19 protein-coding genes and 3 riboswitches are annotated in these 21,212 nt (G+C 49.1%); of the genes, 6 read left to right on the top strand and 13 right to left on the bottom strand.

The window, feature by feature from the left end; genetic code table 11:
• Positions 1–1,440: a PTS system trehalose-specific EIIBC component gene (gene treP / locus KNQ18_RS00470; protein WP_047394480.1), complete on the top strand. Its 1,440-nt coding sequence runs from the start codon at positions 1–3 to the stop codon at positions 1,438–1,440.
• 21 nt (positions 1,441–1,461) lie between these two features.
• A complete protein-coding gene (gene treC / locus KNQ18_RS00465) occupies positions 1,462–3,102 on the top strand; it encodes an alpha,alpha-phosphotrehalase (RefSeq protein WP_215083572.1) in 1,641 nt (546 codons plus the stop codon).
• Between the two features lie 297 nt (positions 3,103–3,399).
• Here the strand turns inward: treC and KNQ18_RS00460 are convergent, their stop codons facing one another.
• A complete protein-coding gene (locus KNQ18_RS00460; RefSeq protein ID WP_215083570.1) occupies positions 3,400–4,758 on the bottom strand; it encodes an alanine/glycine:cation symporter family protein in 1,359 nt (452 codons plus the stop codon).
• Positions 4,759–4,947: 189 nt separating this feature from the next.
• On the opposite strand from KNQ18_RS00460, the gene KNQ18_RS00455 reads away from it, so the two are divergent.
• Positions 4,948–6,651 carry a methyl-accepting chemotaxis protein gene (locus KNQ18_RS00455; protein WP_214771734.1) on the top strand — a complete coding sequence of 568 codons (1,704 nt, stop codon included), beginning with the start codon at positions 4,948–4,950 and terminating at the stop codon, positions 6,649–6,651.
• 52 nt (positions 6,652–6,703) lie between these two features.
• Here the strand turns inward: KNQ18_RS00455 and KNQ18_RS00450 are convergent, their stop codons facing one another.
• The 9 genes from KNQ18_RS00450 to KNQ18_RS00410 all read right to left on the bottom strand — a co-directional run bounded on the left by KNQ18_RS00450 (position 6,704) and on the right by KNQ18_RS00410 (position 15,473).
• A complete protein-coding gene (locus KNQ18_RS00450; RefSeq protein WP_064299228.1) occupies positions 6,704–7,525 on the bottom strand; it encodes a DUF6612 family protein in 822 nt (273 codons plus the stop codon).
• 429 nt (positions 7,526–7,954) lie between these two features.
• On the bottom strand, positions 7,955–8,413 hold the full coding sequence (gene ribH, locus KNQ18_RS00445) for a 6,7-dimethyl-8-ribityllumazine synthase (RefSeq protein WP_035395821.1): 459 nt from the start codon (positions 8,411–8,413) through the stop codon (positions 7,955–7,957).
• On the bottom strand, positions 8,410–9,600 hold the full coding sequence (gene ribA / locus KNQ18_RS00440; RefSeq protein WP_214724185.1) for a GTP cyclohydrolase II: 1,191 nt from the start codon (positions 9,598–9,600) through the stop codon (positions 8,410–8,412). Before ribA ends, ribH begins: the two co-directional genes overlap by 4 nt.
• Positions 9,600–10,226 (bottom strand): riboflavin synthase, encoded by a 627-nt coding sequence (ribE, locus tag KNQ18_RS00435; RefSeq protein WP_214771736.1) that lies wholly within the window; start codon positions 10,224–10,226, stop codon positions 9,600–9,602. The genes ribA and ribE overlap by 1 nt, the downstream gene beginning before the upstream one ends.
• On the bottom strand, positions 10,211–11,251 hold the full coding sequence (gene ribD / locus KNQ18_RS00430; protein WP_214771739.1) for a bifunctional diaminohydroxyphosphoribosylaminopyrimidine deaminase/5-amino-6-(5-phosphoribosylamino)uracil reductase RibD: 1,041 nt from the start codon (positions 11,249–11,251) through the stop codon (positions 10,211–10,213). Before ribD ends, ribE begins: the two co-directional genes overlap by 16 nt.
• Before the next feature lie 159 nt (positions 11,252–11,410).
• Positions 11,411–11,555, bottom strand: a riboswitch (FMN riboswitch).
• Between the two features lie 183 nt (positions 11,556–11,738).
• Positions 11,739–12,944 (bottom strand): M20 family metallopeptidase, encoded by a 1,206-nt coding sequence (locus KNQ18_RS00425; protein WP_214771742.1) that lies wholly within the window; start codon positions 12,942–12,944, stop codon positions 11,739–11,741.
• Positions 12,945–12,966: 22 nt separating this feature from the next.
• Positions 12,967–13,785, bottom strand: a complete 819-nt coding sequence (locus tag KNQ18_RS00420) for a MetQ/NlpA family ABC transporter substrate-binding protein (protein WP_214771744.1) — start codon at positions 13,783–13,785, stop codon at positions 12,967–12,969.
• Between the two features lie 19 nt (positions 13,786–13,804).
• Positions 13,805–14,455, bottom strand: a complete 651-nt coding sequence (locus tag KNQ18_RS00415; protein WP_023469541.1) for a methionine ABC transporter permease — start codon at positions 14,453–14,455, stop codon at positions 13,805–13,807.
• Positions 14,445–15,473, bottom strand: a complete 1,029-nt coding sequence (locus KNQ18_RS00410) for a methionine ABC transporter ATP-binding protein (RefSeq protein ID WP_214771747.1) — start codon at positions 15,471–15,473, stop codon at positions 14,445–14,447. Before KNQ18_RS00410 ends, KNQ18_RS00415 begins: the two co-directional genes overlap by 11 nt.
• Positions 15,474–15,559: 86 nt before the next feature.
• Positions 15,560–15,663, bottom strand: a riboswitch (SAM riboswitch).
• A 249-nt stretch (positions 15,664–15,912) separates the two neighbouring features.
• Positions 15,913–16,014: riboswitch (SAM riboswitch) on the top strand.
• Between the two features lie 67 nt (positions 16,015–16,081).
• On the opposite strand from KNQ18_RS00410, the gene KNQ18_RS00405 reads away from it, so the two are divergent.
• A complete protein-coding gene (locus KNQ18_RS00405) occupies positions 16,082–16,840 on the top strand; it encodes an alpha/beta hydrolase (RefSeq protein WP_244290067.1) in 759 nt (252 codons plus the stop codon).
• 72 nt (positions 16,841–16,912) lie between these two features.
• On the opposite strand, the gene KNQ18_RS00400 is transcribed toward KNQ18_RS00405, so the two are convergent.
• Positions 16,913–17,527 (bottom strand): thymidine kinase, encoded by a 615-nt coding sequence (locus tag KNQ18_RS00400; RefSeq protein WP_029342777.1) that lies wholly within the window; start codon positions 17,525–17,527, stop codon positions 16,913–16,915.
• Between the two features lie 183 nt (positions 17,528–17,710).
• Between KNQ18_RS00400 and KNQ18_RS00395 the strand changes: the two genes are divergently transcribed.
• Entirely contained in the window at positions 17,711–18,361 is a 651-nt protein-coding gene (locus tag KNQ18_RS00395; protein WP_050676976.1) for a DedA family protein, read from the top strand.
• 36 nt (positions 18,362–18,397) lie between these two features.
• Here the strand turns inward: KNQ18_RS00395 and KNQ18_RS00390 are convergent, their stop codons facing one another.
• Together KNQ18_RS00390 and rho are read right to left on the bottom strand one after the other, a co-directional pair.
• Positions 18,398–18,643, bottom strand: a complete 246-nt coding sequence (locus tag KNQ18_RS00390) for a type B 50S ribosomal protein L31 (protein ID WP_023469546.1) — start codon at positions 18,641–18,643, stop codon at positions 18,398–18,400.
• Between the two features lie 91 nt (positions 18,644–18,734).
• On the bottom strand, positions 18,735–20,108 hold the full coding sequence (rho, locus tag KNQ18_RS00385) for a transcription termination factor Rho (RefSeq protein WP_214771749.1): 1,374 nt from the start codon (positions 20,106–20,108) through the stop codon (positions 18,735–18,737).
• Between the two features lie 355 nt (positions 20,109–20,463).
• Between rho and KNQ18_RS00380 the strand changes: the two genes are divergently transcribed.
• Positions 20,464–21,141 carry a C40 family peptidase gene (locus KNQ18_RS00380; RefSeq protein ID WP_029342780.1) on the top strand — a complete coding sequence of 226 codons (678 nt, stop codon included), beginning with the start codon at positions 20,464–20,466 and terminating at the stop codon, positions 21,139–21,141.
• Positions 21,142–21,212: the final 71 nt, after the last annotated feature.

Here is a 21,212-nt window from a genome sequence, read left to right as displayed (position 1 = left end):
ATGAAACCAAACTATCGTCAGATTGCAGAGCAAATCATTGAGAACATCGGAGGTAAGGAGAACGTTGAGCAGGCAGCTCACTGTGTCACCCGCCTTCGTTTAACGCTTAAGAACCAAGAGCTTGTCGATCAAGAAGCCTTACTTGAAGTTCCGCTCGTCAAAGGCGCGTTCTTGAACGCGGGTGTCTATCAAATCGTCATTGGTGCCGGAGACGTCGACCGGGTCTATGCAGAATTCATTCAATTAACCGGTTTACAGGCAACGACGATCGCAGATGTTAAATCGTCTGGCGCTGCCAAGATGAATCCGTTCCAAAAGTTGATCAAAGTCTTTTCTGATGTCTTCATGCCTATCATCCCGGCGATCATCGTTGCTGGTCTCTTAATGGGAATCAATAATCTATTCGGTATCGAGTTCGGTGGCAAGACGATGATCGATCGTTATCCGAACTTACAAGGACTTTGGGATCTTATCAATATGATGGCAAACACGGCCTTCGTCTTCCTCCCGGCACTCGTCGGTTGGTCAGCGACGAAACGCTTCGGTGGAAGTGAGATTCTCGGGATCGTCATGGGTCTGATGCTTGTTCACCCAGATCTCTTAAACGCTTGGAACTACGGACAAAGTGCTCTAAAAGGTGAAATCCCGACATTCAACATTCTCGGTCTCTTTGAAATTGAAAAAGTCGGTTATCAGGGACAAATCCTCCCTGTACTCGCCGCTGCTTATGTTCTCAGTACGATTGAACGTTGGCTCAAAAAACGGGTACCGAATGCGATTCAATTACTCGTCGTACCGATTACGACGATCACATTGACGGGCTTCCTCGCCCTTGCCGTCATCGGACCGGTCACGCGTCAAGTCGGTGACTGGATTACAATCGGTGTCGTCAATACGTTCGAAGCTGTTCCGTTACTTGGTGCCTTACTCTTCGGCGCACTCTATGCGCCGCTCGTTATTACCGGCATGCACCACATGTTCATCGCCGTTGATCTACAGTTGATCGGACAAAGCGGAACGACGTTCATCTGGCCGATGATCGCGATTTCGAACATCGCCCAAGGTTCAGCAACACTCGCGATGCTTTTCCTCGCGAAAAACGTTAACGATAAAAACATGGCATCAACGTCCGCTTTATCCGCCTACTTCGGGATCACGGAACCAGCGATGTTCGGGGTCAATCTCCGATTCAAATATCCGTTTTACGCGGCACTCGTCGGTTCAGCGATCGCGTCAGCTTTCATCGCCGTCAGTGGCGTTCTTGCTCCTGCGATCGGTGTTGGCGGATTACCTGCTTTCATTTCGATCGTACCAGGCTCGATTCTGTCATTCATCGTCGGCATGGTGATCGCGATCATCGTTCCTGTCGCCTGTACGTTCCTGTTCCACTATGTCTCAACGAAACGCGCAAAAAAAGCTGCCCTGAAAAAAGCAGCGTAATTCTAGAAAGGTGTGTATCTCATGATCACGACAACCGATTGGCGCAAATCCGCCGTTTATCAAATCTATCCGAAGAGTTTTTATAGTCCGGAGGGCAAAGCGACCGGTACGTTACGTGGCGTCACTGCCAAACTCGATTATCTGGCGGATCTTGGTGTCGATTACCTTTGGTTGACGCCGGTCTATGCTTCACCTCAGAACGACAATGGCTATGATGTCAGTGATTATTACGCGATTGATCCATCCTACGGAACAATGGACGATTTCGAGACGTTACTTGCAGAAGCAAAACAACGCGGTCTGTCTGTCATGATGGATATCGTCGTCAACCATTGCTCGACGTCGCACTCTTGGTTCGAAGAAGGACGTCACCCGGACAGCCCGTATCACGACTATTTTATCTGGCGCGAGACACCGAACGACTGGGTATCGAAATTCGGCGGTCCCGCTTGGTCATTTGATGAGGTAGCTGGCAAGTATTACTTGCACCTGTTCGACAAGACACAAGCGGATCTGAACTGGGAAAATCCACGTTTACGGGAAGATGTTTACAACATGATGCGCTTCTGGCGGGATAAAGGGGTCAGCGGCTTCCGACTCGATGTCATCAATTTGATCTCAAAGACGCCAGGTCTTCCAAACGATCCAGCAGGAGACGGTCGTTCGTATTATACGGACGGACCGAACGTCCATGACTACTTGCAAGAGATGAACGCAGAAGTCTTTGCCGGACACGATCTCTTGACCGTCGGTGAGATGTCGTCGACGTCACTTGAACACTGCCTTCGTTATTCATCACTTGATGAACAAGAACTGAAGATGACGTTCAACTTTCATCATTTGAAAGTCGATTATCCGAACGGTGAAAAATGGACGGCAGCACCATTTGATTTCACGCAACTGAAACAGATTTTCTCCGACTGGCAATCCGGCATGAACGGACAAGCCTGGAACGCAATCTTTTGGTGCAACCATGACCAGCCACGCGTCGTCAGCCGGTTCGGTGACGACGTCACGTATCGTGTCGAAAGTGCGAAGATGCTCGCGACGACGCTTCATGGTCTACAAGGTACACCGTACATCTATCAAGGAGAAGAGATCGGCATGCCGAATCCGGACTTCACGGATTTGTCCGACTACCGCGATGTCGAGACGTTGAACGCCTATCAGGAAGCTCGGGACAACGGTATATCGGAAGAAGCGATTCTCGCTGCGATTCGTCAAAAGTCGCGTGACAATGCGCGGACGCCGATGCCGTGGTCGGATGCAAGTAACGGCGGCTTCAGTACAAGCGAGCCGTGGATACCAGTCTCACCGACGTATGAGCAAATCAATGTCGAGTCGGCTGTCGCAGACCCAAACTCGGTCTATCATCATTACAAACAGTTGATTCAGCTCCGCAAACAGTATGACGTGCTGACGGACGGTTCATACCGTCTGTTGACACCAGACGATTCGTCACTCTGGGCGTACGAACGTGCCACAAGCGAGGAAGAGTTGCTTGTCGTTTCGAACTTCTACGGAACAGAGACGACGTTCACGTTACCTCGTGACGGATCGGATTATACAGTGTTGCTTCACAACTATCAGCAGATGCAGACAGAGGGACGCACTTTGACGTTGCGTCCTTATGAATCACTGATGCTCTATCGTAAGAAGTGATTGAATAAGACGAAGCACACGCGAAAAAGAGAAGATTGGTTTCTAGCATATCCTAGAAGCCAATCTTCTCTTTTGTTGAATAGATATAGAATGTGAATGCCTATCCCTCGACTCCTACAGGAAAAGAAAACATGGTACACGCTTTCGTCAGGGAAAGGAAAGACCCGGCGAACCGCATGAAATGCGGATCGTCGCGGCTTACCTCCCGCCTGTGGAAAGCGAGGATGGCAGAATCATTCGTTTTCAAAAATGATTCTTAAACACTAGTTCCTTCCGAGTCTTTTATTTTCGCATTCTTTATGAAACCTTCCGATTTGCTTCTTCTCGTTTCAACTGTTCGCGGAACAGTCGTGTCTCGGCAATGACAACGCCGGACAATCCAATCAAACCGATTAAGTTCGGAATCGCCATCAATCCGTTGAAGACATCGGAAATCGCCCAGACCATGTTCAAGTTCGTCGTCATCGCGCCGGCTCCAGCGACTAAGACGAACAGGATGCGGTACGGTAGGATTGATTTTTGACCAAATAGATAATAAATCGATTTTTCACCGTAGTACGACCAGCCAAGAACGGTCGAGTACGCGAACATGACGAGTCCAATCGTAACGATGTATTTTCCTGTTGGTCCAAGGAAGGCCTCAAAGCTCGCTGTCGTCAGTTCAACGCCTTGCAAGTCCGTATCGAGCTGTCCTCCCATGACGAGCGTCAGTCCCGTAATCGAACAGACAACCAATGTATCGAGGAAGACTTGCGTCATCGAGACGAGTGCTTGACGCCCCGGGAAGTCTGTCTTCGCAGCAGCAGCTGCGATCGGTGCTGAACCGAGTCCTGCTTCGTTCGAGAAGACACCACGCGCAACACCATAACGAATTGCCGCTCCGATTGCCCCTCCTGTGATGGCTTCGCTTGAGAACGTACTACTGAAGATCGTCGAGATCGCACCTGGAATCAGATCATAGTTCATGATGAGAATCAGCAAGCCACTTCCGACATAGAAGAAAATCATGAACGGAACGAACAGACTGACGACTTTCCCGATTGACTTGACCCCACCAAGAATGACGACACCCGTCAATACCATTAACGCGATCCCCGTCACGTAAAGTGGCACATCGAACGTCGATTTCATCGCGAGGGCGACCGAGTTCGTCTGGACCCCGTTTCCAATCCCAAACGCAGCGATCGAAGCGAATGCGGCAAATAGTACACCGAGCCATTTTTGCTTCAGTCCACGTTCAAGGTAATACATCGGTCCTCCTGCCATCTGTCCTTTTTCATCGACGACACGATATTTGACGGCAAGAATCGCTTCCGCGTACTTCGTCGCCATCCCGAACAGACCGGACAACCACATCCAGACGATCGCGCCTGGTCCCCCGAGAACGACGGCGGTTGCGACACCGACGATATTCCCTGTACCGACGGTCGCAGCCAGTGCCGTCATCAATGATTGAAAGTGACTGATGTCGCCTTCTGACTTATCGTCCTGATGCTTTGAAAACGCGAGCTTCAGCGCATACGGCAGTTTGGTAATTTGAATGAATCCTAAGCGAATTGTCAAGTAAATCCCCGTACCGACCAACAGAATGAGTAACGGTGGTCCCCATACGATATCGGACACCGCACTAACCCAGTCACTAAATGAATTTCCCATTCGTCTTACCTCCCTTTATGAAATATGTAGTTCCTTACCATTTTTTCAGAATTTACTGATAATTGTCAAACTATTTTTTCATGAAACTATTCTGCGTTTTAATTTTTTTGATAATAAGTAAATTTTTTACTTGTGAAGGTATAATCAAGAAAATAAATAGTTCATCTTGCAAAAAAAGGAGCGAATCATATGAAGATTAAAACGAAGCTTATCTTATTGTCCTCCATCCTTTTGCTTAGCTTGATCGGCGTCGGACTGTACGGCGGATTCTCACTCGACCACGTCGACAAACAGAGTCAGACCATCACGTCCTCCTGGATTCCTGGTCTGAACTTATCCCATGAAACGAATACCGCTCTATCAGATTTGCGACGTGTCGAATTATTACACATCCAAGAAAATGATCCAGAAATTAAAGCTGGTTATGATAAGCGTGTCAAAGACGGTTTAGCGACCGTTGATGCGAATCTCGCGAAATACGAGAAAACGATTTATTTAGAAAGCGATCGCGCACTGTTCAATGATCTCACGAAAAAATGGCAAACTTTCAATGAGACGACTGATCGCCTTCTCGCCCTCAGTACACCAGAAACTCAAAAAGAAGCGGTCACCTATTATGAAGGTGAGAGTCGTGATTCATACTTCGCCGTTTCTGATCAATTAACGAAAATCGTGAAATACAATAATCAACAAGCGAAAATAAATGGTGATGCCATCACAAGTTCTGCCAATACAGCTCACATCCTTCTCTTCACGATCATCGGTGTCGTCGGATTACTCGGTGTCATCTTCACCGTCTTGATTTTACACTCAATCTTCGGTCCACTCCGTCAACTGCAGGCAAAAACGTATGAACTGGCAACACAAGGTGGCGACTTGACAGCACAACTCGACGTCGCGCGTGATGACGAGATTGGACAAATCGCCCAGTCGATGAATCAATTCATCGCTCACTTACGAACGATCATCGTCCAGGTCGATGATACAGCAACCCACGTCGTATCGACTTCGCGTCACGTCTCCGGTCGAATCAGCGAACTCGATCAGGATATGGCGTCGACTTCCCATACGATTGAAAACTTATCAGCCGGGATGCAGGAGACAGCTGCTTCTGCCGAAGAGATGAACTCGTCTGCCGTCGATATGGAAGCGACGATTCATGATATCGTCTCTAGTGCGGAAGCGAACGGAAAACGAGCACAAGAAGTCGGCGAACGGGCCGAATCGCTTCAAGTCGTCGCAACCGAAGCGAAACAGACCGCGAATCACATTCTCGCTGAAACGAAAAGTAAACTCGAGGACGCGATGGCTCGCGCGAAGGCGGTCAAGGAGATTTCCGTCTTATCGGACGCAATCCTCTCGATCGCGGCGCAAACGAATCTATTGTCCCTTAACGCTTCGATTGAAGCAGCACGCGCTGGTGAAGTCGGTCGCGGCTTTGCCGTCGTCGCCGATGAGATTCGTAAACTTGCTGAAAGTAGCCGGGATACCGTCGAACAAATCCAAGATGTCTCGATTTCTGTCATCGAGTCCGTTGAACATTTGAATTCCGCTTCCGGTGAGATGCTCTCCTTCATCGATACGAAGGTCGTCAAGGACTATGATTTATTCGAAGACGCCTCCGTTCAGTATCGAAATGATGCACAATTATTCGGCGATGCAGCGGAACACTTCGCCGCTCAAGCCGGTCAACTCCAGGAACTGACAGCAAACATGCTCGGTGTCATCCACGATGTTGCCGTCACCGTCAATGATGGGGCACAAGGCACACAATCGATGTCAGAACAAATCAATCATTCCGTCCAAGCGTTCCGGGATGTCCATGACCAGACTTCCGTCAGTCAACAGCAGGCAGAGGCACTAAAAGAGGTCTTACGCCAGTTCCAAGTCTAAACGACAAGCCCCTCGTCTTCAGATTAGAAGAGAGGGGCTTGTTTTTTATTACTTATTGTCCTGCACCTGTGAGCGGTTGTGCGTCTTTTGCTTCCGCCGGTAATGTGATCTCGTCGATCTCATTGAATTTCGAGAACGTCGACTCATTCTTCATATTGAATTCGGTCTCTTTTTCAATCGCAAACACCATGTCCATGTCGAGAGACTTCGGATAGAACGTCTTCGCGTCATATGTCATTTTGTAGTTCATCTTTTTATAATCGATGCTATCCATCGCGTCTTTCATCTGCGCCATCTGTCCTGTCTGTTCGAGTGAATCCTTCATGAAGGCTTTCAGATCGTCACCACTTAACTTAACGTCGATCTGATAGACGTCGCCCTCTTTTTTCGCTGTCCAATTATCTTTGTATTTCTTTAGGAGCTGTAGGTTTTGTTCCGTTGATGCCGATGATTCCATCGCTTCAACCATTTCGCCTAATTCCGAAACATCTTGAACGATCCATTGTCCGTTTTGTGAGAGATACATTTTATCGTCAACGATATAACTCTCAATCGTCACGTCTTTCCCGTCTTCAGGATTTTTCATCGTCATCGTCTGCTTCATCGCGAGCGGCTTTTGAATGATGTCAGCTGAAACTTTCTGATCCATCGCCATCTCACCTGCTTTAGAGCTGACCGTTCCTTCCATATGGAACGATTTGATGTCCTCTTGAGCGGCTGTCGCTTTCTTTAATAGCTCTGTGTTCGAGAGTTCCCCCGACTTCGTCGAACCCGATCCGCTACCACTACCTGAATCCGTCTGTCCATCTTGGCATCCGGCAAGTCCAATGGATGCTGCGACAATCCCGGCTGCTACCCACCTTGTTTTCTTCATATTCATTTCCTCCTTTATACGCGTTACCCTGATTTACGAAAAACATTGGAAAATGTTTCAAACTTTCTTTAGTAGACCATTACCGTTCTACTTAAAATTGAATCCTCAAATTTCAAATCTACAATTCTTTTTTTGAAATTTGGTTCAGTGTTCGTGAGATTCCCGCAAAAAAACGAGGCTGACTCAAAAAAAGAATGACGCGTCTTTTCACGCCCTTTCCTCAGGCGAGACACAAGCCAGTTTTCCTGCTTCATTCAAGCAGGAAAGCGGGTCTTGTTTATCTCTGACAGCGCATAAATGCGCTTGTTCCTGTAGGAGTGGCGTGTGACGCGTCATTCTTTTTGTTACGAGATAAGGATGGCAGATCATCATTCTGCCACCCTTATCTTTGTAGAGACTGACTTTTGAGTCAGCCCCGTTTCTGATTTGTTAGATCGTCCGTAAAAGATTCGCCATCTCAATCGCAGAAACCGCAGCTTCATAGCCTTTGTTCCCAGCTTTCGTACCGGCACGTTCGACTGCTTGCTCGATTGAATCCGTCGTCAGGACACCGAAGATGATCGGTACGCCTGTGTCGCGCGACGCACTCGCGACACCTTTCGCGACTTCGTTACAGACGTAATCATAGTGTGACGTCGCTCCACGGATGACGGCGCCAAGCGTGATGACTGCGTCATACTTGCCGCTTTTCGCTAACTTTTCCGCGACGAGTGGAATTTCGAATGCTCCTGGAACCCACGCCGTATCGACAGCATCCGCTGCGACACCGTGACGACGGAAAGCGTCGTTTGCTCCTCCGACGAGTTTTGAAGTGATCAATTCGTTAAAACGTGCAGCGACGATTGCGACGCGTAGTCCTTCTCCTGTTAAGAAACCTTCGTAGATCATGATGTGTGTCCTCCTTGGATGTCGAGCCAGTGCCCGAGTTTCGTTTGTTTTGTTTTCAGATAACGTTGATTTTCAGGTTCAGCCGGTACTTGATGGGGCACGCGTTCGATGACTTCGATGCCTTCTTGTTCGAGCACCCGTTGTTTGTCCGGATTGTTCGTCATCAAGCGGATCTTCGTCACGCCGAGATCGCGCAACATGTTCGCTGCGACCGTATAATCACGCATGTCCGTCGGATAACCGAGTGCATGGTTCGCTTCGACCGTATCGAGTCCTTGTTCCTGTAACTCATACGCTTTTAACTTCGCCATCAGACCGATGCCGCGTCCTTCCTGACGTAAATACAAGACGGCTCCCCCTTCTTGTTCAATCCGCTCGAGTGCCGCATCGAGTTGCGGTCCACAATCGCAACGCTTCGAACCGAAGACGTCCCCTGTCAGGCATTCCGAGTGTAGACGGACGAGCATTCCGTCGTGCGCTTCACCGGATAAGACAGCGACATGTTCTTTCTTATCTTGTGTCGTATAGCCAATCATCCGAAAGGCTCCGAACGTCGTCGGAAGCAACACTTCCGCCTCCCGCTTCAACGGTCGCTCAAGATACGCGACGAGTGCTTCGATCGTAATCAGTTTTAAATCATGTTCTTCCTTATAGAGAAGTAGATCATCGACCCGTGCCATCGTGCCGTCTTCCTTAATGATTTCACAGATGACGGCGATCTCATCGCTACCGGCAAGACGGGCAAGATCGACACCCGCTTCCGTATGTCCACGTCGCTCCCGGACACCGCCCTCTTTTGCGATCAATGGGAAGATGTGACCCGGTCGTTTGAAACGTTCCGGTCCATCCGTCAGCATCCGCTGAATCGTTAGCGACCGTTCCTCAGCACTGATGCCGGTCTTTGCCTCTTCATGATCGATGCTGAGCGTAAATGCCGTTCCATGTGGATCTGTATTATTCGCTGTCATCGGAGCAAGTTCGAGTCGCTGTGCGATCCGCGGACTGACTGGTACACAGACGAGTCCTTTTCCGTATGTGATCATGAAGTTGATGTTTTCCGGTGTCGCATGTTCTGCGAGCATGACGAGATCGCCCTCATTCTCACGATCCTCGTCATCGCAGACGATGATCGGTCGTCCGTTCTTCAAATCTTCTATCGCGTCTTCAATCAAGTCGAATCCGTTCATTACATGTCGCCTCCTAAGAATGCTGCCCAGTCCGTCTGCTTCTCATGCTGCGTGAAATGATAGAGATGTTTTGCCATCATGTCACACTCGATATTGACGACTGCGCCGCTTGCCAATCGATCAAACGTCGTCACTTGACGTGAGTGCGGAATCAATGAAATCGAGATCGTTTCCGGCGTGACGCGTTGCAACGTCAGGCTCGTACCGTTGATTGCGATCGAGCCTTTCGGAATACAATACTTTTGCCACGATCCGACATCAAACGTATAGACCATCGCTTCTCCATCCGGTCGCCGACTGATCAGCCGCGCTGTTCCGTCGATATGTCCACTGACGAAATGACCGCCGAAGCGACCATCTGCCGGCATCGCCCGTTCGAGTTGCAATGGGCTTCCGACGCGGTACGTGCCGAGGGCTGTTGACCGGATCGTGTCATGGACGGCATCTGCTGTGAAACTAGTCGGACTCATCGACGTGACCGTCAAACAAATCCCGTCGACGGCGATGCTATCACCGATCTTCGTTCCTTCGAGTACCTGGTGCGCCTCAATTTCAAGCGCTAACCCGTTTGGTCGCGGTATCTTTCGTTTTAAGGTTCCGACTTCTTCAATCAATCCGGTGAACATGTCGTCTCCTCCTTTCGGATGTACGTCAGATGGAGATCCGGTCCGACCGTCTCAACCTGGTCGATTTGAAAACGATCTTCGATATCGTGTTGACTATTCCACGCATCGCCTTCAAAAATCGATGGGGCTTGGTAGACTTCGATTCGGTCAACAAGATCTGCCTCAAGGAAAGCGGCTTGAATCGTCGGTCCACCTTCGATCAAAACACTACGGATATCTTGTTCGTATAAGCGTTTCAAAATCGCTTCCGGCGTCTCATACTCACCAACGAGGACCGTCACTTGATCATGACTAACCCGTGGAACACTCGTCAGCCAGTAGGTCGGATTTTTACCATCGCGGAAGACTTGTGCTGTCTCCGGAACCCGACCACGACGATCGACGATTACCCGAATCGGCTCGATGCCTGACGATGCGCGTAACGTCAGTGCCGGATCATCGACGAGGACCGTCTCACTGCCGACGAGGATTGCATCGTGGCGTCCACGCAGGGCACGACCGTTCGCGCGTGCTTCTTCTGACGTGATCCAGCGCTGTTCACCTGTCGCCGCGATCCCGTTCATCGTCTGAGCGATCTTGACGGTCACGGTCGGGCGTTTTCGTTCGATCGTCTTCCAGAATTCCGTGTAGAGGGCTTCTGCCTCATGCCGTAACAAGCCGACCTCGACTTCGACTCCCGCGTCCTGTAGACGTTTGATTCCGGAACCAGCGACGATTGCATGTTTGTCTTCCGTTGCGACGAAGACTCGTTTGATTCCCGCTTGTAGAATCGCTTCCGTGCATGGTGGCGTCTTGCCGTGATGATTGCATGGCTCGAGCGTCACGTAAAGATCGGCACCACGGGCGGCTTCCCCTGCCATCCGTAAGGCTTCGACTTCTGCGTGCGGACCACCGGCAAACCGGTGCGCACCGAAGCCGATGATGCGTCCTTGTTTGACGATGACACAGCCGACACTTGGATTCGGACTTGTTTGTCCGTGTAACATTTGTGCTAATTGCATGGCATAACTCATCATCTGTGACATCGCGTTCACTCCTTTCAAATGAAAAAAGACGCCCCTTGAAAAAGGGGCGTCTGTATAGAAGGGTTCACGAAATACACGGTTCGCTTCCTGCATTTTTTCATGCAGAAAGAGACCATCTCCTGAAAACATTTTTTCAGAAAACGGCTTGAATCGTGTCGTTTCGTTCTTCTCCCATCCGGACTTTACCGTCGGCCCTGGAATCTCACCAAGTCAGCCATGATGCGTACATCACAGGTCGCGGGCTCGTCGATCAATCGATCGCATCACCGCCGGTTGGGATTTTCACCCTACCCCGAAGAACTGGATTATTGAGTTATACAATTTTAGCCTAGCATATCTTTTTCAAGAAAACAAAGCGCAAATGCTTCTGTCTTGTCTCTTTTTTGATTTCGCTCCAGTTCTGTCACCCATCACCAATTCGTGATCAACCGCATCTCAAAAACGACCGGAGCACTTGATAGCAGTGCATCCAGTCGTCGTTTTCCGCTTATAAATATCCGTTCTTCCGATCGTGGAATTCTTGAGCGATCGCCCCGCGCGTCCGTTCATCAGCGAGGACGCGAAGCGCTGTCCGAGCGAGGATTTTCGCCCCCGTGATCAATGCTTCATCTCCAGCTTCTGAACGAGCCGCTTCTTTGAATGCTTCCGTATGCGCGACGAGATCGTCCGGACCAATCTTGATATACGGATGGATCGTCGGAATGACTTGACTGATGTTACCGGCATCCGTCGAACCAAGACCCGGTCGTTCATCTAAGTAGACCTTTTCACCAAGCGCCTCTGCTTCTTCTTGGAACAGACGGTCGAACGTCCGGTTGAAGACGAGGTTATCGACTTCATTTTGGAAGGCGATGACATCGAGCGTCGCCCCAGTCGCGAGTGCCGCGCCTTGGGCGACGGCTTTGACTTTTTCCGTGACGGCATTTAATCGTTCCCGTGTCGTTGCCCGGATGAAGAAACGTGCTTTTGCGTATTCCGGGATGATGTTCGGCGCATCGCCTCCATGCGTGATGATCCCGTGGATCCGGACATCGTCTGGTAACTGCTGACGTAACGCATTGATTCCATTGAAGAGTTGAATGACAGCGTCGAGGGCGTTGATGCCTTCTTCCGGTGACGCCGCTGCGTGTGCCGGACGACCCGTAAAGGCAAAGTCGAGCGGATCGACCGCAAGGGAAGAACCCGTGATCCGTGTTTGACCCGACGGATGGACCATCAAGGCTGCATCGATCCCTTCCAGCAACTGATGTTTGACGAAACTGCCTTTCGCACTACCGTTCGGTCCACCTTCCTCGGCCGGCGTTCCAAGCACGACGACACTCCCGCCGACTTCATCGAGTACTTTACTGAGCGCGATCGCCGCTGCGACGCTCGTCGTGCCGATGATATTATGACCGCACGCGTGACCAATACCCGGCAACGCATCGTATTCAGCAAGAAAGGCAATCGTTGCGCCTGGTCGGTCGCTCGATTTCTTCGCGAAGAACGCGGTATCGTGCCCCGCGACGCCGAGTTCTACTGTAAAACCTTCCGCTGTTAGACGCTCCGCATGGAGCCGCGAAGCAAAGAATTCCTCGTTCCCGATTTCCGGCGTTGCATGAATCCGATGACTTGTCTCAAGATACGATTCCCGTTTTTGTTCGATGTCCTGTTCAATCGTCTCTACCCATGTCGTGCGTACTGGTGTCGTCATACTATCCACTCTCCTTTTGAAATTATTCGCCGATATCGCTCAGTGGAACGAACGTCGGGATCGTACTGCCTTTATATTCTTTTTTGATGAAGGCCGCGACATCTTTTTGTTGATACAGCGATGCGATTTTTTTCAGTTCTTTTTTGTTCTTGTCTTCCGTCCGTGTCGCGATGATGTTGATGTATGGTTGTGCTGTCTCGTTCTCATGGACGATCGAGTCCTTGATCGGGTTGAAGCCAGCGTCAACGGCAATGCCATTGTTGATGATTGATGCCGCGACGTCCGGTAAGACGCGTGGCGTTTGCCCGGCGATGATCGGAACGATTTTCAGCTTTTTCGGATTCTCGACGATCTTATCGACCGAACCGTTGCCATCGAAGTCGTCCGGTAGCTTGATCAGACCTGCTTCTTGCAGTAACAAGAGGGCACGTCCCATGTTCGTCGCTTCGTTTGGAACAGCGATTTTTCCGCCATTTGGAATGTCTTTGACGTCCTTGTATTTATCCGAGTAGATCCCCATCGGTGCGATGACAGTCGTCGCAATCGGCGATAGCTTCAAGTTATGTTCTTTCTTGAAAGCGTTGAAGTAGGAAATCGTCTGGAAAGCATTGGCGTCGATCTCACCCTCAGCCAGTGCCATGTTCGGCTGGACATAATCGGAGAACTTGACGAGCTCGATTTTGATGCCTTCCTTCTCTGCTTTTTTCGCGACATAATCCCAAACTTGTGTGTCTGAACCGCTGACACCGAGCTTGATCGTCTTTTCGTCTTCTCCTGATGCTGCGCACCCGGCAAATAAAATCGTCGTGAGTGTTGCTCCAATTGCTACTGCTTTTTTCATGGCTGAATCGCTCCCTTGATTAATGTCTTCTAATTTTTCGTGCGACGATGTTGCCTGTCGTCTGTAAGCCTTGGACTAAGATGACGAGAATCCCGACCGTGATGATCATGACTTTCGTGTCGAATCGTTGATAACCATAGGTGATCGCTAAGTCACCGAGACCACCGCCTCCAATCGCACCTGCCATCGCTGACGCCCCGATCAAGCCGACCGTCGCGATCGTTAAGTTCAGGATGAGTGAACCGAGTGCTTCCGGTAGGAGGAAGCGGAAAATCGTTTGAAACGGTGTTGCGCCCATCGCTTCTGCTGCTTCAAGAACGCCTTTATCGACTTCGAGTAAAGAACTCTCGATCAGACGCGCCATGTACGGTGCAGCGTAAAAGACGAGCGGGACGATTGCGGCTTCGGTTCCGATCGACGTCTGGACGATCAACCGTGTCAACGGGATGATCGCGACGAGTAAGATGATGAACGGAATCGAGCGGAAAATATTGACGATACTGTTGAAGAACGTGAACAGCGGGACATTTTCAAGCAATGCGCCTTTTCGCGTGACTACAAGCAGGATCCCGAGTGGTAAACCGATCAATGTCGAGAATAAGAGCGAAACGGATACCATCGTCATCGTCTGTAAAAATGCTGTCCAGATATCACTGTAGTTAACTAGCATGGGCAAGTACCTCCTCGACCGTCACCTGTGCCTGATCGATGTAGTGTAACGCTCGTTTTACTTCAGCCGGCTCACCGATCAGTTCAACGAGCAGAGTGCCAAACGGTGTCTCCTGCAACTCCGTGATGCTACCGTGCAAGATGTTGACATCGACGTCAAAGCGTTTCGCGACTTGTGACAAGAGCGGCTGCCCGGTGTGATGTCCGAGGAAATGAATCTTATAGATCGGATTCGCATTCCGGGACTCGATCAACTGGCGAATCGATGCTGGAATCTCGTCGTGCATGACGGAGCGAACGAAGTTTTTCGCTGTCTCGGTCTTTGGATTCGAAAAGACGTCGAAGACCGTTCCTGACTCGATCAACTTTCCAGCTTCGATGACGGCGACCCGGTCACAAATTTCACGAATGACGCCCATCTCGTGGGTGATCAAGAGAATCGTGATCCCGTACTCCGCATTGATACGTTTTAATAACTGGAGAATATGATGGGTCGTTTGGGGATCGAGTGCTGACGTCGCTTCGTCACATAAGAGGACGGAAGGTTGCGTCGCGAGTGCCCGGGCGATACCAACGCGCTGTTTCTGCCCACCCGACAATTGATCCGGATAATGATCCGCCTTGTCAGCGAGATCGACGAATTCGAGTAACTCCGTCACCCGGCGGCGAATTTCGTCTTTCTTGACGCCTGCGAGAACGAGTGGTTTCGCGACATTCGTAAAGACCGTGTTCGCATTCAATAGATTGAAGTGCTGAAAAATCATCCCGATCCGTTGTTTTGCATGGCGCAATTTTTTTGGAGACAGTTGCGTTAAATCTTCTCCATCGACCGTCACCGTTCCTGACGTCGGTCGTTCTAATAGATTGACACAGCGGAGCAGTGAACTTTTTCCGGCACCGCTAAAGCCGATGACACCAAAGATTTCGCCTTTTTCGATCGTCAGGTCGACACCGTCGAGCGCTGCGATCGTCTGATCTTTCGTGACGTACGTTTTTTTGACTTGATGAAATGCGATCATTCCGTTTTCCCCCTTCATTCAACAAAAAAGGTCCCTTCTTGAGAAACAAGAAGAGACCTGGATCCGCACAGTGGCAGAATCCACTCCACTCATCTCTCAGACATCTGTCTGATGGAATTGGCACAGTGCTCATAATGAGTCTGTTGCCGAGGTTTCGTAGGGCCAGTCCCTCCACCTCTCTGGATAAGTATTGCGGTATGAAATTCGTATGTGTGTTGTTGCGTTGTTGCTTATGTCGTAAAACTAATTTTTACATTACGGGTCGAAACTTTAAAAGTCAACCAACTTTGCAAAAATAATCCATTTGTCGCATATCGATGGATGAACAAGTTATGAGTTAGCTTACTCAACGGATCATGATTCGTCAAGAAAGATTTGACAAGTCATTTTTGGTCGTGCTACCATCGTTTCAATGATTATTCCGACAATTCCAATATGATATTTATCAAGAGTGAACGAGAGACCTGGCTCTATGACTTCACGGCAACCTGCAATCTGTAAGGTGCTCCGACCAGCAAAGCGCGGCTTTGGATGATACGGTGAAAAACTCGTGGGCGTCCAAGCAGTGACGTCGACGAGTTTTTTTCATGAATGGAGGAAAAATAGTAATGATGAACTATCCTGTATTGACTGGTGCTGAAGCGTTTTATTTTCAAGGGGGATCGATCGGCATTCTAATCTGTCATGGTTTTAATGCCACTCCGCAAAGTGTCCGCGACGTCGGTGAAGCATTCGCTGCTGAAGGTTTTACCGTCTATGCCCCGCGCTTACGTGGACATGGAACGAACGTCCGCGAGTTTGAACAATCGACTGCTCGATGTTGGAAGCAAAGCCTGAAAGACGGCTATGAACGTTTACAAGAAACATGCGATCAAGTCTTCGTCATCGGTCAATCGATGGGTGCGACGCTTGCACTGTCACTCGCCGCTGACGGCATTCCGTTCGCCGGCATCATTACGATCAATGCCGCACTCTCCGTTCCATCCTATGAAGCACTTTCGTTCGAGGACGGTCCAGAGTATTTACCAGAAGGCGCACCGGACATCAAACGGTCTGCTTTCGAAATCATCTATGACCTCGTTCCAAGTCGTTGTGCGTTCGAACTCGTCCGTCTGATGGATGAGACGAAAGGACGCCTCGGATCGATCCTTCTGCCGACATTAATTCTCTACTCGGCGACCGATCACGTCGTTCCGCCGTCGAGCTCGGATTATCTGCATCAGCACATCGGAACGAATGATAAACGAAGCTACTGTTTACTGAACTCGTACCACGTCGCGACCCTCGATCATGATCAGGATTTGATCGTTCGTGAGACGATCCGTTTTATCGAACGCTCAAGCCGGTTCTCACAGGAAACGGGATAATAAAAAAACAGCTATTCACTTAGAAGCGAATAGCTGTTACATCAAAGGACGACCGCGACCGGTTCGTCTTTTTTAATTTTCTTGGTGCTGCACCGATTGGAGCGGCTTCGGTTTTCCAGGCACCTCATGGCAATGGCGGCACCGTGGCTCATACGATTCTGAAGCGCCGACTAGAATGATCGGATCATCGTAGTTCGCTGGTTTTCCATCAATCAACCGTTGTGTTCGGGAAGCCGGATCACCACATGAAAGACAGATGGCTTGCAGCTTCGTCACGAATTCTGCGCGCGCCAGTAATTCCGGCATCTTGCCGAATGGCTCTGCCCGGAAATCTTGATCAAGACCCGCACAAATGACACGTTTTCCGTCTTGTGCGAGTGCTTCGATGACTTGTACGATCTCATCATCAAAGAATTGAACTTCATCGATTCCAACGATTTGTGTTTCCTCCGCTACTGCTGCGTAGAGATCACGACTCGTCGCCATCGGAATCGCCACGACGGAGTTGCCGATATGAGAGACGACATGCTCTTCATGGTACCGGTCGTCGATTGCCGGCTTGAATACTTGAACGGGCAGTTTGCCGTACTGCGCCCGTCTGACACGACGAATCAACTCTTCCGATTTCCCGGAAAACATACTGCCACAAATTACTTCGATCCAGCCGTACTGATTTATTACATGCATCATCGTCCGACACCGTCCTCTAAAAATAGTCACTTTAACGAGTATAGCCCGAAACGGTATCGAGAAAAAGGGTTGACTTCCGGAAATCAAAATTCATTTTTTCTTTACCTAGAATTTTTGTCCTTTCATTCCAACCGTCCCCTATTTCCTGTACACTGAAGAAGAAGACTCTCACGAAAGAAGGTGTCCCCGATTCATCATCTCTTACATGACATCCTGCACCAATATGGTGCCCTTGGTCTCTCCGTCCTTCTCGCAGGTGGTATCGTGGGATTGCCGGTTCCTGATGAGACCCTGCTCGTCCTGTCCGGTTTTTGGATGCATCAAGGCAATCTACCACTCGTCGGTACGATTCTCGCCGCTTACGCCGGCAGTTGTATCGGGATGACGATCAGCTATTTACTCGGATTAAAACTCGGTATGCCACTATTACACCGCGTCGGACCGAAAATGCGTATCTCAGAAAAACATATTCTTTCCGCTGAAGCCGGATTTCGTCGTTACGGGAAATCGGTCTTGATCATCGGTTACTACATACCTGGTCTCCGCCAACTCTCCGCCTTTTTTGCAGGTGTCTCGAAAATGCCGTTTCGCGTGTTTGCGAGTTATGCGTATACAGGTGCGTTGATTTGGATCAGCGTGTTCTTAGGCGCCGGCTACTTCGTCGGTCGTCATCTCTCGTTCCACAAAGTCATGGACTATATCTTGGCACATCCGGAAGTCATGCCGTATTTAATCGGGATTGCCGGTGGAATCGCCTTCTCCTTCGTCTTGAAGACGTATCTCGCGTATCGTTCACAATTCAGTCTATACAAAAACAGCCTGCTTCCATAATGGAGGCAGGCTGTTTTTTTAAGAACCAACAAGTGATTACTTGCGGCCGTATTTTTTGTTGAAGCGATCGACACGACCATCTGCCGCATTGAACTTTTGACGACCTGTGTAGAATGGGTGCGAGTCTGAAGACACATCCACACGGATGAGTGGGTACTCGTTACCATCTTCCCAAGTGATCGTTTCGTTCGAAGAACGAGTAGAACCGCTTAAGAATTTGTACTCAGTCGTTGAATCCATAAATACTACTTTGTTGTAGTTAGGGTGAATTCCTTGTTTCATGGTTGATTTCTCTCCTTCCGCCCTGGTTCATTTGCTGAGCCAGAGTAAGTTACCTTCCTATACTAAACGATTTTTTTACGCGTCGCAATAGTTATTTTTCCGTCGTCGTTTCCTTCTTGACGGTACGCGGTTTAGCCGGTGCGCGTCGGACCGTCTTCTTCTTTTCTTTCTCGAGTTCAACGAAAAATTCTTCATTATTTTTCGTATCGCGAATCTTACGCAGGAACGTATCGACGAACTCGTTCGACTCATTCATCGTCCGGCGAATCGTCCAAAGCGCATCGAGTTGCTCTTTCGGAAGCAACAGTTCTTCCTTCCGTGTACCGGACTTCCGAATGTCGATCGCTGGGAAGATCCGACGCTCTGACAGCTTACGATCAAGATGCAACTCCATGTTGCCCGTCCCTTTGAATTCCTCATAGATGACGTCATCCATGCGCGATCCTGTCTCAACGAGAGCTGTCGCAAGAATCGTCAAACTACCACCGTGTTCGATGTTTCGCGCTGCCCCAAAGAATCGTTTTGGCTTATGGAACGCAGCCGGGTCGATCCCCCCTGAGAGCGTCCGACCGCTTTGCGGTACCGTTAAGTTATAGGCCCGTGTTAGACGTGTGATCGAATCCATCAAGATGACGACATCCTTCTTGTGTTCGACGAGTCGCATCGCCCGCTCGAGGACAAGCTCAGAAATCCGGACGTGGTTGTCTGGTGTTTCGTCAAACGTCGAGCTGACAACGTCTGCTCCCGGAACCGAGCGCTCAATATCTGTTACTTCCTCAGGTCGCTCATCAATCAAGAGAATGATCAGTTCGACATCCGGATGATTCTCCTGAATCGAATTTGCGATTTCTTTGAGGAGTGATGTCTTCCCTGCTTTTGGTGGTGCGACGATCAAACCACGTTGACCAAACCCAACCGGTGCGATCATATCCATGACACGAACGGATAGATGGCGTGGTTCTGTCTCAAGTCGCATTAGACGATCCGGATAGATCGGTGTCAGTGCCGGGAAGAATAGACGGTTACGGGCTGTATCCGGTGCTTCACCGTTGACGGCTTCCACGCTAAGTAATCCTTGGAACCGTTCGTTTTCCTTCGGCGGACGGACTTTACCTGTGACGACATCACCATTACGTAGATTAAAGCGTCGGATTTGAGATGCTGCGATATAAATATCTTCAGAGGATTGGGAATAATTGATAGGACGAAGGAAGCCAAAGCCACCATCGTTTTGCATTTGTGGATTGCCAGGGATGACTTCGAGTACCCCTTCGAGGAAATAAAGACCAGTCGATTCAGCCTGTGCTTTTAAAATCTTGAACATCAACTCGCGTTTACGGGCTTCCCGGTATTGTGGGACATTCTTCGTCTTTGCGATTTCATAGAGTTCTTTTAATGTCAGTTGGCTCAATTGAGCCAGTGTATAGGAGCGTTCTGGTTTATCTTTTTTATCAGTTGTTGGCATGTTCTTCACCTATTCTTTATAAATTCAACTGCATTCAGCATACTTCCATACATACATCAGGAGGTATGTAATTTTATTCGTGAACTAAAGGTATCATATTTTTTTTAATTCGTCGTCAACAATCCTCTGCGTTTCTTACTTTGTAATATTCAAGGATATTATTTCAGTTATGTTACAAAAGCATCTGTTTTGTCTTCTAACTGAAAAAACGTTTTCAAGTGTGCTCGTGCTAAGATATTCCTGCAGACAAAATTCTTACACAGTTGTAAGGTAGACTGCTTAATCACACACTTAATGATTTCATCATATAACTTACGGACGCAACACACTACATTTAAACGGAGGAATTCTTAACATGAAACGTTTTCTAGCATCGATCGCGACGGCAGCCTTAGTGGTTTCAGGTTTTACATCAGTGGGTACAGGTAAAGTTGAAGCAGCGACAGTCACGAAAGTCAAGATCACGGACAACGGTCTTCGTGTTCGGACAGCACCTTCTACGAAAGCAAGCATCGTCGGGAAAGTCAACGCTGGTCAAGTCTTTACATACAAAGGCAAATCAGGCAGCTGGACAAAAATCTCATACGGCGGTAAAACACGCTATGTCTACTCACAGTACACAAAGACATACAAATCATCTTCTAGCGCTAAAAAATCAACGAGCTCTTCTTCTAAACGGACGAAAATCCTGAGCGAAGCAGCAAAACATAAAGGTACACCTTATGTATGGGGCGGAACGACGACTCGTGGATTCGACTGCTCTGGTTTCACAAGCTACGTGTACAAGAAAGCGGCTGGTAAAACATTGCCACGTACGTCTTCTTCACAATATTCTTCTTCTAAGAAAGTCAGTGTTTCAAAAGTACAACCAGGAGATCTTGTCTTCTTCTCACACGGTAGCGGCATTCAGCACGTTGGGATCGCAACAAGCAAGTCAAGCATGGTCAACTCAGAAACAGGTGGCGTTAAATACTCAAGCTTCAAATCAGGGTACTGGGGTTCACGCCTTGTCGGCGCAGGATCTTACCTATAATTCATCATCTCAAAGCGGTTGAGCATTGGCTCGATCGCTTTTTTTCATCTCATTCATAAGGAGGAAATAGG

Origin of the sequence: Exiguobacterium sp. s78 (assembly GCF_018618985.1) — a bacterium.
GTDB classification, from domain to species: domain Bacteria; phylum Bacillota; class Bacilli; order Exiguobacteriales; family Exiguobacteriaceae; genus Exiguobacterium_A; species Exiguobacterium_A abrahamii.
This window is presented reverse-complemented; position numbering and strand designations above follow the sequence as displayed.

Excerpts from the sequence above, each read along its gene's own strand:
- ribD (WP_214771739.1), bottom strand. The coding sequence starts at position 11,251 with ATGTCACAGATGATGAGTTATGCCATGCAATTAGCACAAATGTTACAC.
- KNQ18_RS00460 (WP_215083570.1), bottom strand. The coding sequence starts at position 4,758 with ATGGGAAATTCATTTAGTGACTGGGTTAGTGCGGTGTCCGATATCGTA.
- rho (WP_214771749.1), bottom strand. The coding sequence starts at position 20,108 with ATGCCAACAACTGATAAAAAAGATAAACCAGAACGCTCCTATACACTG.
- KNQ18_RS00390 (WP_023469546.1), bottom strand. The coding sequence starts at position 18,643 with ATGAAACAAGGAATTCACCCTAACTACAACAAAGTAGTATTTATGGAT.
- KNQ18_RS00420 (WP_214771744.1), bottom strand. The coding sequence starts at position 13,785 with ATGAAAAAAGCAGTAGCAATTGGAGCAACACTCACGACGATTTTATTT.
- treP (WP_047394480.1), top strand. The coding sequence starts at position 1 with ATGAAACCAAACTATCGTCAGATTGCAGAGCAAATCATTGAGAACATC.
- KNQ18_RS00405 (WP_244290067.1), top strand. The coding sequence starts at position 16,082 with ATGATGAACTATCCTGTATTGACTGGTGCTGAAGCGTTTTATTTTCAA.
- ribE (WP_214771736.1), bottom strand. The coding sequence starts at position 10,226 with ATGTTCACCGGATTGATTGAAGAAGTCGGAACCTTAAAACGAAAGATA.
- treC (WP_215083572.1), top strand. The coding sequence starts at position 1,462 with ATGATCACGACAACCGATTGGCGCAAATCCGCCGTTTATCAAATCTAT.
- KNQ18_RS00415 (WP_023469541.1), bottom strand. The coding sequence starts at position 14,455 with ATGCTAGTTAACTACAGTGATATCTGGACAGCATTTTTACAGACGATG.
- KNQ18_RS00425 (WP_214771742.1), bottom strand. The coding sequence starts at position 12,944 with ATGACGACACCAGTACGCACGACATGGGTAGAGACGATTGAACAGGAC.
- KNQ18_RS00455 (WP_214771734.1), top strand. The coding sequence starts at position 4,948 with ATGAAGATTAAAACGAAGCTTATCTTATTGTCCTCCATCCTTTTGCTT.
- KNQ18_RS00410 (WP_214771747.1), bottom strand. The coding sequence starts at position 15,473 with ATGATCGCATTTCATCAAGTCAAAAAAACGTACGTCACGAAAGATCAG.
- KNQ18_RS00450 (WP_064299228.1), bottom strand. The coding sequence starts at position 7,525 with ATGAAGAAAACAAGGTGGGTAGCAGCCGGGATTGTCGCAGCATCCATT.
- ribA (WP_214724185.1), bottom strand. The coding sequence starts at position 9,600 with ATGAACGGATTCGACTTGATTGAAGACGCGATAGAAGATTTGAAGAAC.
- KNQ18_RS00380 (WP_029342780.1), top strand. The coding sequence starts at position 20,464 with ATGAAACGTTTTCTAGCATCGATCGCGACGGCAGCCTTAGTGGTTTCA.
- ribH (WP_035395821.1), bottom strand. The coding sequence starts at position 8,413 with ATGATCTACGAAGGTTTCTTAACAGGAGAAGGACTACGCGTCGCAATC.
- KNQ18_RS00400 (WP_029342777.1), bottom strand. The coding sequence starts at position 17,527 with ATGCATGTAATAAATCAGTACGGCTGGATCGAAGTAATTTGTGGCAGT.